This is a genomic window from Methylobacterium sp. 1A (genome assembly GCF_058072805.1).
Genome location: NZ_JBYQVE010000001.1, coordinates 2,919,047 through 2,933,979 on the forward strand (window position 1 = coordinate 2,919,047; position 14,933 = coordinate 2,933,979).

At 73.2% G+C, this 14,933-nt stretch carries 16 protein-coding genes and 1 pseudogene; 13 read left to right on the plus strand and 4 right to left on the minus strand.

The genetic code is table 11. The annotated features are described in order from the left end of the window. Positions 1 to 227 precede the first annotated feature (227 nt). The 3 genes from ACX9MN_RS14300 (at position 228) to ACX9MN_RS14310 (ending at position 2,551) form a co-directional block, all read left to right on the plus strand. Positions 228 to 959, plus strand: coding sequence for an MIP/aquaporin family protein (locus ACX9MN_RS14300; protein ID WP_020095417.1), 732 nt, complete (start codon positions 228 to 230; stop codon positions 957 to 959). A 134-nt stretch (positions 960 to 1,093) separates the two neighbouring features. Beyond that, positions 1,094 to 2,077 carry a lipoyl synthase gene (gene lipA, locus ACX9MN_RS14305; RefSeq protein ID WP_489724746.1) on the plus strand — a complete coding sequence of 328 codons (984 nt, stop codon included), beginning with the start codon at positions 1,094 to 1,096 and terminating at the stop codon, positions 2,075 to 2,077. A gap of 15 nt (positions 2,078 to 2,092) precedes the next feature. Beyond that, positions 2,093 to 2,551 (plus strand): type II toxin-antitoxin system RatA family toxin, encoded by a 459-nt coding sequence (locus ACX9MN_RS14310; RefSeq protein WP_020095415.1) that lies wholly within the window; start codon positions 2,093 to 2,095, stop codon positions 2,549 to 2,551. A 278-nt stretch (positions 2,552 to 2,829) separates the two neighbouring features. On the opposite strand, the pseudogene ACX9MN_RS14315 reads toward ACX9MN_RS14310, so the two are convergent. Together ACX9MN_RS14315 and ACX9MN_RS14320 are read right to left on the minus strand one after the other, a co-directional pair. Then, positions 2,830 to 2,978: pseudogene (locus tag ACX9MN_RS14315) on the minus strand (FAD-dependent oxidoreductase); the annotation flags it as partial. Between the two features lie 77 nt (positions 2,979 to 3,055). Continuing rightward, on the minus strand, positions 3,056 to 3,553 hold the full coding sequence (locus ACX9MN_RS14320; RefSeq protein WP_331298866.1) for a CinA family protein: 498 nt from the start codon (positions 3,551 to 3,553) through the stop codon (positions 3,056 to 3,058). Positions 3,554 to 3,656: 103 nt separating this feature from the next. Here ACX9MN_RS14320 and ACX9MN_RS14325 point away from each other — a divergent pair, with 103 nt between their 5' ends. Beyond that, complete coding sequence (locus ACX9MN_RS14325) at positions 3,657 to 4,055, plus strand: MAPEG family protein (RefSeq protein ID WP_489724747.1); 399 nt, start codon at positions 3,657 to 3,659, stop codon at positions 4,053 to 4,055. 45 nt (positions 4,056 to 4,100) lie between these two features. On the opposite strand, the gene ACX9MN_RS14330 is transcribed toward ACX9MN_RS14325, so the two are convergent. Continuing rightward, positions 4,101 to 5,432, minus strand: coding sequence for a bifunctional 2-C-methyl-D-erythritol 4-phosphate cytidylyltransferase/2-C-methyl-D-erythritol 2,4-cyclodiphosphate synthase (locus ACX9MN_RS14330; protein WP_489724748.1), 1,332 nt, complete (start codon positions 5,430 to 5,432; stop codon positions 4,101 to 4,103). Positions 5,433 to 5,603: 171 nt separating this feature from the next. On the opposite strand from ACX9MN_RS14330, the gene dusB reads away from it, so the two are divergent. The 3 genes from dusB to ntrC are packed head-to-tail and all read left to right on the plus strand — an operon-like array spanning position 5,604 to position 9,292. Further along, positions 5,604 to 6,638: a tRNA dihydrouridine synthase DusB gene (dusB, locus tag ACX9MN_RS14335; protein WP_489724749.1), complete on the plus strand. Its 1,035-nt coding sequence runs from the start codon at positions 5,604 to 5,606 to the stop codon at positions 6,636 to 6,638. After that, a complete protein-coding gene (locus ACX9MN_RS14340; RefSeq protein ID WP_020095410.1) occupies positions 6,635 to 7,777 on the plus strand; it encodes a two-component system sensor histidine kinase NtrB in 1,143 nt (380 codons plus the stop codon). The genes dusB and ACX9MN_RS14340 overlap by 4 nt, the downstream gene beginning before the upstream one ends. Positions 7,778 to 7,825: 48 nt before the next feature. Continuing rightward, on the plus strand, positions 7,826 to 9,292 hold the full coding sequence (gene ntrC, locus ACX9MN_RS14345; protein ID WP_012319142.1) for a nitrogen regulation protein NR(I): 1,467 nt from the start codon (positions 7,826 to 7,828) through the stop codon (positions 9,290 to 9,292). A 100-nt stretch (positions 9,293 to 9,392) separates the two neighbouring features. Here the strand turns inward: ntrC and ACX9MN_RS14350 are convergent, their stop codons facing one another. Then, positions 9,393 to 9,662 carry a hypothetical protein gene (locus ACX9MN_RS14350; RefSeq protein ID WP_489724750.1) on the minus strand — a complete coding sequence of 90 codons (270 nt, stop codon included), beginning with the start codon at positions 9,660 to 9,662 and terminating at the stop codon, positions 9,393 to 9,395. A gap of 88 nt (positions 9,663 to 9,750) precedes the next feature. Between ACX9MN_RS14350 and ACX9MN_RS14355 the strand changes: the two genes are divergently transcribed. From ACX9MN_RS14355 to ACX9MN_RS14380, 6 genes are all read left to right on the plus strand, one after another. Further along, complete coding sequence (locus ACX9MN_RS14355) at positions 9,751 to 9,924, plus strand: ribosome modulation factor (protein ID WP_012319140.1); 174 nt, start codon at positions 9,751 to 9,753, stop codon at positions 9,922 to 9,924. 107 nt (positions 9,925 to 10,031) lie between these two features. Further along, the gene (gene metC, locus ACX9MN_RS14360; RefSeq protein WP_132367446.1) at positions 10,032 to 11,222 is read left to right on the plus strand and encodes a cystathionine beta-lyase; all 1,191 of its coding nucleotides are present in this window, start codon (positions 10,032 to 10,034) and stop codon (positions 11,220 to 11,222) included. A gap of 165 nt (positions 11,223 to 11,387) precedes the next feature. Next, positions 11,388 to 13,109 (plus strand): ArnT family glycosyltransferase, encoded by a 1,722-nt coding sequence (locus tag ACX9MN_RS14365; protein ID WP_489724751.1) that lies wholly within the window; start codon positions 11,388 to 11,390, stop codon positions 13,107 to 13,109. Then, positions 13,106 to 13,897, plus strand: coding sequence for a glycosyltransferase (locus tag ACX9MN_RS14370; RefSeq protein ID WP_489724752.1), 792 nt, complete (start codon positions 13,106 to 13,108; stop codon positions 13,895 to 13,897). The genes ACX9MN_RS14365 and ACX9MN_RS14370 overlap by 4 nt, the downstream gene beginning before the upstream one ends. Next, positions 13,891 to 14,223: a lipid-A-disaccharide synthase N-terminal domain-containing protein gene (locus ACX9MN_RS14375; RefSeq protein ID WP_020095404.1), complete on the plus strand. Its 333-nt coding sequence runs from the start codon at positions 13,891 to 13,893 to the stop codon at positions 14,221 to 14,223. Before ACX9MN_RS14370 ends, ACX9MN_RS14375 begins: the two co-directional genes overlap by 7 nt. Next, positions 14,220 to 14,822, plus strand: a complete 603-nt coding sequence (locus tag ACX9MN_RS14380; protein WP_489724753.1) for a pyridoxamine 5'-phosphate oxidase family protein — start codon at positions 14,220 to 14,222, stop codon at positions 14,820 to 14,822. Before ACX9MN_RS14375 ends, ACX9MN_RS14380 begins: the two co-directional genes overlap by 4 nt. The last annotated feature ends 111 nt before the right edge of the window (positions 14,823 to 14,933 follow it).

The window sequence follows — 14,933 nt, forward strand, 5'->3', positions numbered from 1 at the left end:
CCCACTCGCGCCCGCATCCGGAGCCGCTGCGCGGCGGCCTCGAAGAAGCGCTCCAGATCGCCGCGGGATCCCCGGAGGCCTTCGAAGAGGCCTCCGGGGCGCTCCGATACCGCAGGAGAGGGCGCCGCCCCGGATCTGCGTAACCATTCGGTGACCGCCACCGGCGTTCACGCGCTCGCCAAAGCTTTGAACTTTCACAAAAAGCAGCGAACGGGGGAGACGAGACGATGACATCACCCTTCCTGGGCGAATTCCTGGGCACGATGACCCTGATCGTGCTCGGCGACGGCGTCGTGGCCGGCGCCCTGCTCAAGCATTCCAAGGGCGAGAATGCCGGCTGGATCGCCATCACGGCGGGCTGGGCCTTCGCGGTCCTCGCGGGCGTCTTCGTGGCCAACGCCACCGGCAGCGCCGACGCCCATATCAACCCGGCCGTCACCGTGGCGGGCGCGGTCAGTTCCGGCGATTTCAGCAAGATCCCCGTCTACATCCCGGCCCAGATGCTCGGCGCCTTCGTGGGCGCCGTGCTGGTCTGGCTCCACTACCTGCCGCACTGGGGCGCGACCCAGGATCCCGGCCTCAAGCTCGCCTGCTTCTGCACCGGCCCGGCGATCCGCGACGCGAAGGCCAACTGGATCTCCGAGATCATCGCGACCTTCTTCCTGATCCTGACGATCTCCGCCCTCGTGACCACCACCCTGGGCTCGGCCGGCGCGATCCCGCGGGCCGTCGCGCCCTACATGGTCGGCATGCTGGTCTGGGGCATCGGCCTGTCGCTCGGCGGTACCACCGGCTACGCCATCAATCCGGCCCGCGACCTCGGGCCGCGCGTCGCCCACGCGGTGCTGCCGATCGCCGGCAAGGGCAGCTCCGACTGGGGCTACGCGCTGATCCCGGTGGCCGCGCCCCTGGTCGGGGCGGTGCTGGCCGGGCTCTTCGTCCGGGCGTTGGGGATCTGACGGAACGGCCGCACCCTCAACCACCGCGGGGCGGCCCGGCGTCGCGGCGGTTTGCGGCGCGCGGCCTTGGGCCTTAAGTCAGGGCGATCCCGACCGCGCCCCTGGGGCGCTTGCCCGCGGTGTGCCCCCGACCCATGGCCGTCGTCCTCGACACCCTGAAGAACGATCCGCGGCCGGTCCGCCTGCGCCACCCCGAGAAGGCGCACCGGCCCGACCAGCCCGTCCAGGCCAAGAAGCCGGACTGGATCCGCGTGAAGGCGCCGGGCTCCAGGGCCTGGTCCGAGACGCAGAAGATCGTGCGCGAGCACGGTCTGGTCACGGTCTGCGAGGAGGCGGGCTGCCCGAATATCGGCGAGTGCTGGGAGAAGCGGCACGCCACCTTCATGATCATGGGCGACACCTGCACGCGGGCCTGCGCCTTCTGCAACGTGCGCACCGGCCTGCCCGACGCCCTCGACCTGGGCGAGCCGGACAAGATCGCCGATTCGGTGGCCAAGCTCGGCCTGCACCACGTGGTCATCACCTCGGTGGACCGGGACGACCTGAAGGACGGCGGCGCCGAGCACTTCGCCCGGACCATCGCGGCCATCCGGCTCGCGAGCCCCGGCACGACCGTCGAGATCCTGACGCCCGACTTCCTGCGCAAGGACGGGGCGCTGGAGGTCGTGGTCGCCGCCAAGCCCGACGTGTTCAATCACAACCTGGAGACGGTGCCGGCCAAGTACCTCACGGTGCGGCCGGGTGCCCGCTACTTCCACTCGGTGCGCCTGCTGCAGCGGGTGAAGGAGCTCGACCCGACGATCTTCACCAAGTCCGGCATCATGGTCGGGCTCGGCGAGGAGCGGAACGAGGTGCTCCAGCTCATGGACGACCTGCGCTCGGCCGACGTCGACTTCCTCACCATCGGCCAGTACCTGCAGCCGTCGAAGAAGCACCACGAGGTCGTGCGCTTCGTCCCCCCCGACGAGTTCAAGGCCTACGAGACCACCGCCTACGCCAAGGGTTTCCTGCTGGTCTCGGCCACGCCGCTCACGCGCTCGTCGCACCATGCCGGCGAGGATTTCGCGCGTTTGCAGGCGGCGCGCCTGGCCAAACTGTCGCCCGCGCTCTCGGCCTGAGGATATCCGAAGACCATGCCGTCCTTCCGGGTCACCCGCGCGGTGAAGCACACGCCGCAGCAGATGTACGACCTCGTCGCCGACGTGGAGCGCTACCCCGAGTTCCTGCCGCTCTGCGAATCCCTGCGGGTGATCCGCCGGCAGGACATGCCCGAGGGCGGCCAGGTGCTGATCGCCGAGATGGGCGTCGGCTACAAGGCGATCCGCGAGCGCTTCACCACCCGGGTCACCCTCGATCCGGCGAGTCTCAAGATCGTCGCCGAGTACATCGACGGCCCGTTCCGGCACTTGGAGAACCGCTGGCTGTTCAAGGACGGCCCCGACGGCGGCTGCAACGTCGACTTCTTCATCACCTACGAGTTCAAGAGCCGCACCCTGGGGCTCCTCATGGGCACGATGTTCGACCGCGCCTTCCGCAAGTTCACCGACGCTTTCGAGGGGCGGGCGAACCGGATGTACGGGGCGCGGGCTTAGCCGCCGTCCTCGCGCGCACCGTGAAGCGACCCAGGGAAATGGGACGCCTCCGAATGTGGCGTTGCCCTGGATTGCTTCGCTGCGCTCGCAAAGACGGTGCGCAGGGATGGCGTCAGGCCCGCAGCGACACGCGCACGTGCTCGGGCCGCACATCCATCCCGATCCTCCGCGCCGGCAGGGCCTGAAGCCGCGGCAGGGTGTCGAGGAGGCGCAGGGCGAGCGGCGCCCGGAGCGGCACGTCGGCCGCCAGCGACGCGGCGATCACGCGGGACTGAATGGGGGAGGGCGCGGAAGCGCTCGGTGAAGCCCGGCTCGTCCATCGGCCGGAGGGGTGGATGGTCTCGCCGCAGAAGTCGCGCAGGAAGTCCGCGTGCTTCTCCAGAACGGTGACGTCGAGGCTCGCGCGGACGAAGAGCAGGCCCGCCATCGTCCGGGCGGGGCCCCCGCCGACGAGGCAGAGGCGGGTCGTCACCGTACCCGTGGGCCGTCCTTCCCGTGCCGCGATCAGTCGCCGAGGGCGTCCTCCAACAGACCGAGCGCGTCGGCCACGGCGGCGCGGCGGATGCCCGCGCGCCCGAGATCGCCGTAGCGCCGCTCCAGGTGGCGCGTCTCGCCATCTCGCCGACTGAGGCCGAAATGCACCAGCCCCACCGGCTTCTCGGTGCTCCCGCCCCCCGGGCCGGCGATGCCGGTGATCGCGACAGCGACGGAGGCCCGCGACGCGGCCAGCGCCCCGGCGGCCATCGCCCGCGCCACGGGCTCGCTGACCGCGCCGTGCCGGCGGATCAGGTCGATGGGCACACCGATCGCCTCGGCCTTCGCGTCGTTCGAGTAGGTGACGAAGCCGCGCTCCAGGACGGCCGACGAGCCCGGCACCGCGGTGAGCAGCCCGGCCACGAGGCCGCCCGTGCAGGATTCGGCGGTGGCGACGGTGCGCCCGTCCGCCGCGTAGGCGTTAACCAGCGCCTCGGCCCGGGCGAGAAGCTCTGCGTCGTCGACCATCGCGAACGGGCTCCCCTCGGGCGCCGCCGCCCTATCTCCTGTTGTGACCCATGGCCGAGCCCGGCTCAAGGACCGGCGGCCGCCGACTGGAGACAGCCCTTCCATGATCTTCCCCGCGACCACGGCCTTCTACGCCGGGCTGCTCGCCCTCGTGTATCTCGGCCTCTCGGGATGGGTGATCGGGGCCCGCGTCTCCGGGAACGTGCTGCTCGGCGACGGCGGCGACGACACGGTCCTCAGGCGCGTGCGCTCGCACGCCAATTTCGCGGAATACGTGCCGCTGGCCCTGATCGTCATCGGCCTGCTGGAGGCGAGCGGCGGCAGCCACGGGCTCGTCCGGGCGCTGCTGGTCGCCCTGCTGGTCGCCCGGATCCTGCACCCGTTCGGGATGTTCGCGCCCCCGAACTCGCCGCGCCAGTTCGCCTGCCGGGGCGGCGGCATCCTGCTGACGATGGCGGTCCTGGGCGTCGCGGCGATCGCGCTGCTGGTGCGGGTGGCCTGACACCGAGCGCGACGCGCCCGGTCCTGGCCGCCCGGTCCTGGCCGCTCAGCCCTGCCGCATCGCCGTCTCGGCCTGCGCGTCGAGGGCGGGGCCATCCTCCTCGGGCAGCCGGACCGTCGCGGCCGCCTGGGCGGCGAGCCCCTCCGCCCGGCCGACGAAGCCGAGCTTCTCGGTGGTCGTCGCCTTGATGGAGACCGCCGAGAGCGGGACGCCCGCGATGGCGGCGATGCGCGCGCGGATCTCCTCGCGGTGCTTGCCGATGCGGGGGGCCTCGGCGAGCACGGTGATGTCGAGGTGGTCGATGCGGCCGCCGCGGGCACGGACGAGGTCGCAGGCATGGGCCAGGAACTGGTCCGAGGAAGCCCCGCGCCAGCGCTCGTCGGAGGGCGGGAAGTGGGTGCCGATATCGCCGTCCGCGATGGCCCCGAGCAGGGCGTCGGTCAGGGCGTGCAGCGCGACGTCGCCGTCCGAGTGGGCGAGCACGCCGCGGTCGGCGGGGATCTTGACCCCGCCCAGCCAGACATGGTCGCCGGTGGTGAAGGCGTGCACGTCGAAGCCGGTGCCGAGGCGGGTCACGTAGGTGGTCATGGCGCGGGCTCCCGGCGCTGGCAATGCGGTGGTCTCGGTCGCGAAGGCGCGGTCCGCCTCGATCAGGTCGGCGGGCTGGGTGATCTTGCGGTTGGCGACGTCGCCCGCGAACACCACCACCGGCAGGCCGGCCCATTCGGCGAGGGCGCCGTCGTCGGTGAAACCGTCGAGGCCCTGCGCGGCGGCGTCCCGGTGGGCGCCGAGCAGCGGGCCGAACACGAAGGCCTGGGGTGTCTGGACCGCGCGCAGGTGCTCCCGCGGCGGGGTCTCGTGCACCCGGCCGATGCCGGGCGCGATGTCGACGACGCGCTTGACCGTGTCGGTGACCGGCACGCCCGGAACGGCCGCCCCGTGGTCGCGGCCGGCCGCGATCGCCCGGGCGATCAAAGCGGAATCCACGTAGGGGCGGGCGGCATCGTGGACGAGCACGATCTCGGGCGCGTCGCCGGCGGCCAGGGCCTCGAGACCGGCGCGCACGGAGAGCTGGCGCGTCGCGCCGCCCTCGACCGGCGGCGCGACCTTGGCGCGGATCGCGGGGGCGAGTTCCTCCAGGCAGTCGCGGAAGAACTCCGCCGCGTCGGCGGCGATCACAGGCTGGATCCGCGCGATCGCATCGTCCGCCGCGAGCGCCGCCAGGGTGCGGGTGAGGACCGCCTGGCCGCCGACGCGGCGGTACTGCTTGGGGGTGCCGCCGCCGATGCGGATGCCGCGTCCGGCCGCCACCACCACCGCGGCGACGCCGGCTTCCGCGCTGGCGGGTCCGGTGGCTGGCGTGCCGGTGGCGGGCATGGGCAACGAGCTCGTGACGTCCTGAGGGGCGGAATGGCGGCCAGCGTGCGGGCCAGGCGTGCCGCCGTGACCCTGCCGCGGAGGGTGCCCGTCGTTTAAGCGGGGGAGGGCCCGAAATCAACGCGCGGTCCCGCTTGCCAGCGGACCGGCTTTGCCTCATTGTTGTGCAGAATGACGACTGACCAATATTTGAGCGCGCTGCGCCGTGCGGAAGCGACCGCGGAGGGGGCAAACGGGACCGATCCCGCCCCGCTCTGCCTGCTCGCGCCGCTCTCGGGCGTCACCGACCTGCACATGCGCCGCATCGCCCGCCGCTGCGGCGCCGACGCGGTCGTCTCCGAGATGGTGGCGGCCCGGGAACTCGCGCGCGGGTCCGGCGAGGCCGCGATGCGCGCCGAGGGCTCCGGGGTCGACCTGCACGTGGTTCAACTGGCGGGCTGCGAGGCGGGCCCGATGGCGGAGGCCGCCCGGATCGCAGAGGCCGGGGGCGCCGACGTGATCGACGTGAACATGGGCTGCCCGGCCAAGATCGTGACGGGGATCGCCTCGGGCTCGGCCCTGATGCGCGACCTCGACCACGCCGAGCGCCTGCTCGCCGCGGTCCGGGGCGCGGTGTCGGTCCCGGTGACGGTGAAGATGCGCCTCGGCTGGGACGACGCGAGCCGCAACGCCGCGGATCTCGCCGCCCGGGCCGAGCGGCTGGGCCTGAACGCCGTGACGGTTCACGGGCGGACCCGGCAGCAATTCTACAAGGGCAGCGCCGACTGGTCGGCGATCCGGGCCGTCGTCGCGGCGGTGTCGATCCCGGTGATCGCCAACGGCGACGTGACCGACCTCGCCAGCGCCCGCGCCTGCCTGGACGCCTCCGGCGCCGCGGGCGTCATGATCGGCCGTGCGGCGACCGGCCGCCCCTGGCTGGTCGGCCAAGTCGCCGCGGCGCTCGCGGGCCGGCCGGCCGCGGAGCCGTCCCGGGCCGCGCAGGCCGCCCTGGCCGCGGAACACTACGCGGGGCTGCTGTCGCTCTACGGCCGCGACATGGGCGTGCGCCACGCCCGCAAGCACCTCGCCGCCTATGCCGAGACCGGCGGCGCGCTGGGTCCCGCGGAACGCGCGACCCTCCTCACCACCACCGACCCGGAGATCGCGCTCAACCTGCTGGCCCGGGCCTTCGCGGACGCGGCGAACCCCGTGCAGGAGGCCGCGTGAGCGACGAGCCCCTCCCGCGCGAACCCGGCACCCGGCGCGACACGGCCGCCGAGGCCGTCCTGAACGCGCTGCCGCTGCCGGTCCTGACCATCGGCGCCGACGAGCAGATTCTCCACTGCAACCACGCCGCGGAGGCGTTCTTCGACTACTCGGCGCGGCTGATGCAGCGCCGGCGCCTGCGCGACATCATCCCGTTCGCCTCGCCGATCATCGCGCTCGTGGCCGAGGTCCGACGGCGCCGCGCGAGCGTCAGCGAGTACCGGGTCGAGCTGACCCAGCCGCGCCTCGGCCTGGAGCGCAGCGTCGACGTGTTCGCGACGCCGCTCGGCGACGACGGCGAGGCCGTGGTGATGATGCTCCAGGAGCGCACCATCGCCGACAAGATGAATCGCCAGCTCACCCATCGCGGCGCGGCGCGCTCGATGGTGGCGCTCGGCGCGATGCTGGCCCACGAGATCAAGAACCCGCTCGCCGGCATCCGCGGCGCGGCGCAGCTCCTCGAGAGCACCGGTGCCGAGGAGGACCGGCTGCTCACCCGCCTGATCTGCGACGAGTCGGACCGGATCGTCCGCATCGTCGAGCGCATGGAGCTGTTCGGCGACGAGCGCCCCTCGGATCGCGGCGCCGTCAACGTCCACGGGGTGCTCGACCAGGTGAAGCGCTCGGCGCAGTCGGGCTTCGCCCGGCACATCCGGTTCATCGAGACCTACGACCCGTCGCTGCCGCCGGTGCTCGGCAACCGCGACCAGCTGATCCAAGTGATCCTGAATCTCGTGAAGAACGCCGCCGAGGCGATCGGCCCGGACGCGGTCGAGGGCGAGATCACCCTGTCGACCGCCTTCCGCACCGGCCTGCGCCTGCAGGTTCCGGGCTCCCGCGAGCGGGTCAGCCTGCCGATCGAGGTGGCGGTGCGCGACAACGGCCCGGGCATCTCGGCCGACCTGCTGCCCGACCTGTTCGACCCGTTCGTCACCACCAAGGCGCAGGGCTCCGGCCTGGGTCTTGCTTTGGTGGCCAAGATCGTCGGCGATCACGGCGGGATCGTCGAGTGCGATCCCGCCCCGCGCCGCACGGCGTTCCGCATCCTTCTGCCGATGTCGAGTGCCCGGGACGGGCGCGAATCGGCGGTCGATCCGTGATGTCGATCCCCGAATCCGGCCCCCCGTCGGAGGTCTGAGTAGAGAGTCATGCCGAACGGCCACATCATCGTCGCCGACGACGACGCCGCCATCCGCACCGTGCTGAACCAAGCGCTGTCCCGGGCGGGCTACGAGGTCCGCTCGACGGGCAACTGCGCCACCCTCTGGCGCTGGGTCGCGCAGGGGGAGGGCGACCTCGTCATCACCGACGTGGTCATGCCCGACGAGAACGTGTTCGACCTGCTGCCGCGCATCAAGCGGGTGCGGCCGGAGCTGCCGATCATCGTCATGAGCGCGCAGAACACCTTCATGACGGCGATCCGCGCCTCGGAGCGGGGCGCTTACGAGTACCTGCCCAAGCCCTTCGACCTGAAGGAGCTGATCGCCATCGTGGGCCGGGCGCTCTCGCGCCCCCGCGGCGCGGCGCCGGCCGGGGCGCCCCCCGAGAACGAGGACATCCCGCTGGTCGGCCGCTCGCCGGCCATGCAGGAGATCTACCGGGCGCTCGCCCGGCTGATGCCGACCGACCTCACCGTGATGATCACCGGCGAGTCGGGCACCGGCAAGGAGCTGGTCGCCCGCGCGCTGCACGATTACGGCCGCCGCCGCACCGGCCCGTTCGTGCCGGTCAACATGGCGGCGATCCCGCGCGACCTGATCGAGTCCGAGCTGTTCGGCCACGAGAAGGGCGCCTTCACGGGGGCGCTCCAGCGCTCCGCCGGCCGGTTCGAGCAGGCCGAGGGCGGCACGCTGTTCCTCGACGAGATCGGCGACATGCCCATGGAGGCGCAGACCCGGCTGCTGCGCGTGCTCCAGCAGGGCGAGTACACGACGGTGGGCGGGCGCGTCCCGATCCGCACCAACGTCCGGATCATCGCGGCCACCAACAAGGACCTGCGGGTCTCGATCCAGCAGGGCATCTTCCGCGAGGACCTGTTCTTCCGCCTCAACGTCGTGCCGCTGCGGCTGCCGGCCCTGCGCGAGCGCTCCGAGGACGTGCCGGACCTCGTCCGCCACTTCTTCGTGCTGGTCGAGCGCGAGGGCCTGACCCGGAAGACCCTCGACGGCGACGCCATGGAGCGGCTGAAGCGCTACCGCTGGCCCGGCAACGTCCGCGAGCTCGAGAACCTCGTCCGGCGGCTCGCCGCCCTCTACCCGCAGGAGACGATCACCGGCCCGGTGATCGAGGCCGAGCTCGACACGCTGCCGCTGGCGACACCCGCGGCGCCGGCCGCCAACGGCGCCGCCCGCAAGGCCAACGGCGAGTCGGAGACCCTGTCCAGCGCGGTGGAGCGCCACCTCTCGGACTACTTCTCCGGCTATCGCGACACGCTGCCGCCCCCCGGGCTGTATCACCGGATCCTGCGGGAGATCGAAGGCCCGCTGATCGGCGCGGCGCTCGCCGCCACCCGCGGCAACCAGATCCGGGCCGCGGAGCTGCTCGGCGTCAACCGCAACACCCTGCGCAAGAAGGTCCGCGACCTCGACCTGCAGGTCTTCCGGACGGCGCGGTAGGGCGATCCCCGGCCGATCCCAACAAATCCCAGGTCCCGAGGTGCGCGCGGCGCGCCCCGGGATCACGCGGAGGGTGGGATGAGCGCGATCCGGCCCGCGCTCAGCGGCCCGGCAGGATCGGGTCGCCGCGCATCAGCGCGTGCAGCCGCTCCGTGTCGAACCCGTTCGGGATGCTGGGCACGGCCGGCTTCGGCGCCGGTACGGCCTTCGCCGGAAGCGGGATCGAGCCCGTCGCCGACGGCTCGGCCTGGGCGGCACGGACCATCGGCGCCGGCGCCAGATGGGCGAGCCGGTCGGCGCTGACGAGGGCGACGGTCGCCGTCGAGACGAGGACGAGGACGGCGCCGAGGAGGGAACGCAGGATACGCAAGCGACGACCCGGGACGCGACTTGAGACGGCAACAGATTTACGGCGCGGCCGTTAACGAAGCCCCACTCCAAGTCTTCGGGAGGCGATATTGACCAACGTCCAGGCCACCGCGAGCGACAGCCCGTTCATCCAGGGCCGCAACGCGCGCCTCTACGGGAAGCCCGTGAGCGAATGCCCCTATCCGGAGGGCTCCCAGGAGCGCGCCGCCTGGATGGAGGCCTACGAGGAGGCCGTCGTCTCGGACCCGCCCGAGAAGCCGTGATCGCGGAAAACGCGGCGGCCCGGAGCCGCGAGGCCGCGCGTCCGGCTTGACCTCGCCGGGCGCGGCGCGCTTCGTGCGGTGCACCGAAACGCGATCTCCGAGCCTCGATGTCCCTGAAGCCCTCGCCCGACGCCACGCAGACCTTCGCGCCCGCGACGCGCCTCGTCCACGCGGGCCGCGACCCGGGCGAGCAGCACGGCTTCGTGAACACGCCGATCTACCGCGGCTCCACGGTCCTCTACCCGACCTACGACGCGATCAAGAACCGGCGCGGGCGCTACAATTACGGCACCTCGGCGACGCCCACCATGGACGCGCTGACGGGGGCCTGGACGGAACTCGCCGGCGCCGCCGGCACCGTCGTGACGCCCTCGGGCCTCGCGGCGCTCACCGTGGCGCTGATGGCCGCGGTGTCGGCGGGCGACCACCTCCTCGTCACCGATTCCGCCTACCGGCCGACCCGCCAGTTCTGCGACGGCGTGCTGGCGCGCTACGGCGTCGAGATCACCTACTACGACCCGGTCATCGGCGCCGGCATCGCGGAACTGATGCGCCCGAACACCCGGGCCGTGCTGGTCGAGGCGCCCGGATCTCAGAGCTTCGAGATGCAGGACATCCCGGCCATCGCCGAGGTGGCGCACGCCCACGATGCCTGCGTGATCATGGACAACACCTGGGCGACGCCGCTGCTGTTCCCGCCGCACGCGCGCGGCGTCGACATCGCCGTGGAAGCCGGCACCAAGTACCTGAGCGGCGGCTCGGACCTGCTGATCGGCCTGACCTCCGCCAACGCGCGCTACTACCCGGCCGTGCGCCGCACCTTCGACCATTTCGCCATGTGCGCCGGCGCGGAGGACATCTTCCTGGCGCTGCGCGGCCTGCGCACGATGAACCTGCGGCTGCGCGAGCACGGCCGCGCCGGGCTGGAGATGGCCCAGTGGTTCCAGGCGCGGCCCGAGGTGCTGCGGGTGCTCCATCCCGGCCTGCCGGAGGATCCGGGCCACGCGATCTGGAAGCGCGACTTCGCGGGCGCCTCCGGTCTGTTCGGGGTGATCCTCAAGCCGGTGCCCGAGGCGGCGGTGGCGGCCATGCTCGACGGGCTGCAGCTCTTTGGGATGGGCTTCTCCTGGGGCGGCTTCGAGAGCCTCGTGATCCCGTTCGACTGCGCGGGCTACCGGACCGCGACCCGGTGGGCCCCCGGCGGACCGGCGCTCCGCTTCCACATCGGCCTCGAGGACACCGCCGATCTCAAGGCCGACCTCGACGCCGGCTTCGCGCGCCTCCGGGCGGCGTCGTAGGGCAGTCCCGTCCCCGACAGGCGGGGACCGGCGAACCTCAGGGCCGGGACGCGCGGCGGGAGCGGCGCAACATCCGCGCATCGTGATGTGCGCGCGCGCCGTCGCGACCGGCGACGGCACCGCCGTATTTGACCTCGCGCCGCGTTCCTGATTGACCGGCCCGGCATGACCACGAGCCTCTCCGCCGGCGGCGCGCCGCGCCTTGCCCCCGTCGACCGGATCGGCCGCGGGCTCGACGCGCTGAGCCTCACCCACGGCAGGGCCGCCGCCGCCCTGCTGGCGCTGTGCCTGCTCCTGTTCCTGCCGGGCCAGATCTCGCTGCAGCCGATGGACCGGGACGAGCCCCGCTTCGCCCAGGCCTCGAAGCAGATGCTGGAGAGCGGCGACCTCGTGGATATCCGCTTCCAGGGCGAGGCGCGGCACAAGAAGCCGGTGGGGATCTACTGGGCGCAGGCCGCCGCCGTGGCGGCCGGCGAGGCGCTGGGCGTGCCCGGCGCCCGCACCCAGATCGCCCTGTACCGCATCCCGTCGCTGATCGGCGCCGTCGCCTCGGTCCTGCTCGCCTACTGGGGGGCGCTCGCCTTCCTGCCCCGACGGTCGGCGCTGCTCGCCGCCGCCCTCTACGGCGCCTGCCTGATGCTCTCGGCCGAGGCCCACCTCGCCAAGACCGACGCGCTGCTCGCCGCCTGCGCCACCGCGAGCCTCGCCGCGCTCGCCCGCGCGTGGCTGGCGCCGCGGGACGGCAGGCCGGTCTCGTGGCCGACCTTCGCGGCGTTCTGGCTCGGAATGGCGGTCGGGATCCTGGTGAAGGGGCCGATGGTTCCGCTCTTCGTCGCGCTGCCGGCGCTCGGCCTGTCGCTCGTCGCGCGGTCCGGCCGCTGGCTGCTGCCCCTGCGGCCGGGGCCGGGCCTCGCCCTGACGCTCCTGCTGGTGGCGCCCTGGTTCGCGGCGATCGCCTGGAAGAGCGGCGGCGCCTTCTACGCCGAGGCGGTCGGGCACGACATGCTCGGCAAGGTCGGCGGGGTGGCCGAGCGGCACTGGGGACCGCCCGGAGCCTACGCGCTCGTGTTCTTCGCGACCTTCTGGCCCGGGGCGGCCTTCGCCGCCATGAGCCTGCCCTTCGCGTGGCGGGCGCGGCGGGAGCCCGCCGTGATCTTCCTGATCGCCGCGGTGCTGCCGGCCTGGCTGATCTTCGAGGCGGTGCCGACCAAGCTGCCCCACTACGTGCTGCCGCTGATGCCCTGGCTCGCGATCCTGACCGTGGTGGCGCTGAACCGGGGCGCGCTGGACCCGCGCCTGCGGGGCGCCCGCCTGACGGCCCTGCTGCTGCCGGCGATCCCGTTCGCCCTGACCCTCGGCCTCTGCCTCGCCGGCTGGCGCCTCGACGCCCACACGATCCCGTGGCCGGCCCTCCCGCTGCTCGCCGCTGCCTGCGCGGTCGCATTCCTGGCCTGGCTCGCCTTCGCGCACGGGTCGGCCGAGCGCGCGCTCGTCCTCGGCGTGCTGGCCTCCGCCCTGCTCGGGCCCGCGGTGCTCGGCGTGGCGCAGCGCTCGCTGCCGGCCCTGAAGGTCTCGCCGCGGCTCGCGGCCCTGCGCGAGCGGATGCCCTGCCCGAACCCGCTCGTGGCGAGCCTCGGCTACCGCGAGCCGAGCCTCGTCTTCCTCGTCGGCACCGGCCTCGCCCTGCCGCCCGACGGGGCCGCCGCCCGGTCCTTCCTCGAGGGCGGCGGCTGCCGCCTGCTCTTCGTGGAGTCCCGGGACCGCGACGACTTCAACGCGGCCTGGCCGGTGGGACGCGGCGCGCCCGCGCCCCTGGCGGAGGTCGAGGGCTTCAACCTCAACACCGGCCGCCGGGTCTTCGTGACGGCCTACGCGGTGGCGCCGTGAGCGGATCCCCCCATCTCAGCGTCGTCGTCCCGGTCAAGAACGAGGCCGGCAACATCGCGCCCCTGGTGGCCGAGATCGAGGCCGCCTGCGCGGGCCTCGCCTTCGAGCTGATCTACGTGGATGACGGCTCCACCGACGGCACGCCGGCGGCCCTGGCGGCGGCCCGGGCGGGGCGCCCCTGGCTGCGGGTGCTGCGCCACGCGCGGAGCGGCGGCCAGTCGGCGGCGGTGCGCAGCGGCGTCCTGGCGGCCCGCGGCGGGATCGTCGCGACCCTCGACGGCGACGGCCAGAACGATCCGGCCTTCATCCCCGCGCTGCTCGGGGCCCTTGAGGCGGCGGGACCGGGGGCCGGCCTCGCCCAGGGCCAGCGGCGCGGCCGCAAGGACGGCCGCTTCAAGATGCTCCAGTCCCGGATCGCCAACGGCGTGCGCGGCCGGATCCTCAACGATTCCACCCGCGACACCGGCTGCGGCCTGAAGGTCTTCCGCCGCGCCGTGTACCTCAGGCTGCCGTATTTCGACGCCCTGCACCGGTTCATGCCGGCCCTGGTCGCCCGCGAGGGCTTCTCCGTCGTCCACCGCGACGTGGTCGACCGGCCGCGGCTGACGGGCGTGTCCAATTACGGCCTGTTCGACCGCCTCTGGGTGGGGCTTCTGGATCTCGCCGGCGTCTGGTGGCTGATCCGGCGCAAGCGCGCGGACCCGCGGCCCGAGGAGATCGCCGGCCCCGCCGGCGCGCCGGCGGAGCCGCCGGCCGGCCAACCCGCGGACCAGGACGTCGGATGCTGATCCAGCTCGCCCACGATCTGCCGGCCTATTTCTACGACGTGTTCGTCACCCGGCTCGACTTCTGGCTGGTGTTCGGAATCGTCGCCCAGGTGGTGTTCGGATCGCGCTTCATCCTACAATGGATCGCCAGCGAGCGGGCCGGGCGGAGCGTGATGCCGCTGTCGTTCTGGTTCCTGTCGATCCTCGGCGGGATGATGACGCTGGTCTACGGGTTCGTGCGCCGCGAGCCGGTGATCATCATCGGCCAGAGCCTCTCCACCGGCATCTACCTGCGCAACCTCGCGCTGATCTTCCGCGAGCGGCGGAGGAAGCGGGGCGCCGCATGACACGGACGCCGCTGCCCGCCTTCTACGACGACCGCGACGCCACCTTCGCGGAACTCTGGCGGCTGCTGGCGGACGGGGCCGCCCATGGCCGTGGCGGCTTCCACCTGCCGACCCTGGCGACGCTCGGGGCCGACGGCGGGCCGCGGCTGCGCACCGTGGTCCTGCGCGCCGCCGACCCGGCCGAGGGGACGCTCCGGTTCCACTGCGACCGCCGCTCCGACAAGGCCGCCGAGATCCTGGCCGATCCGGCCTGCGCCCTCGCCGCCTACGACGCGGCCGCGAAGATCCAGATCCGCGTCGAGGGCCGCGCCACGCTGCACACCGACGACGCTCTGGCCGAGGCGGCCTGGACCGGGTCCCGGGCGATGAGCCGGGTCTGCTACGGGGCCGAGCCCGGCCCCGGTACGTCGCTTCCAGCGGGGGACGCCTACAACCTGCCGGACGAGACCGCGGCCGCGACGCTCGGCCGGCCGCACTTCGCCGCCGTTCTGGTTCGGGCCGAGCGGCTGGATTTCCTCTATCTCGACCGCCGCGGACACCGCCGGGCCGCCTGGCATCGGCTGGCCGGCGGGTGGTCCGGTGGCTGGATCGCGCCGTAGCCGGAGCGCCGTCCGCGAGCCGGGCCGCCCGGGGTCGGCTCGCCGGTCCAGATGGCAGCCCTGCACCGCCCGGCCTGTCGCGATCGGGCCGTCCGGGCTAAAGCCCGCGGA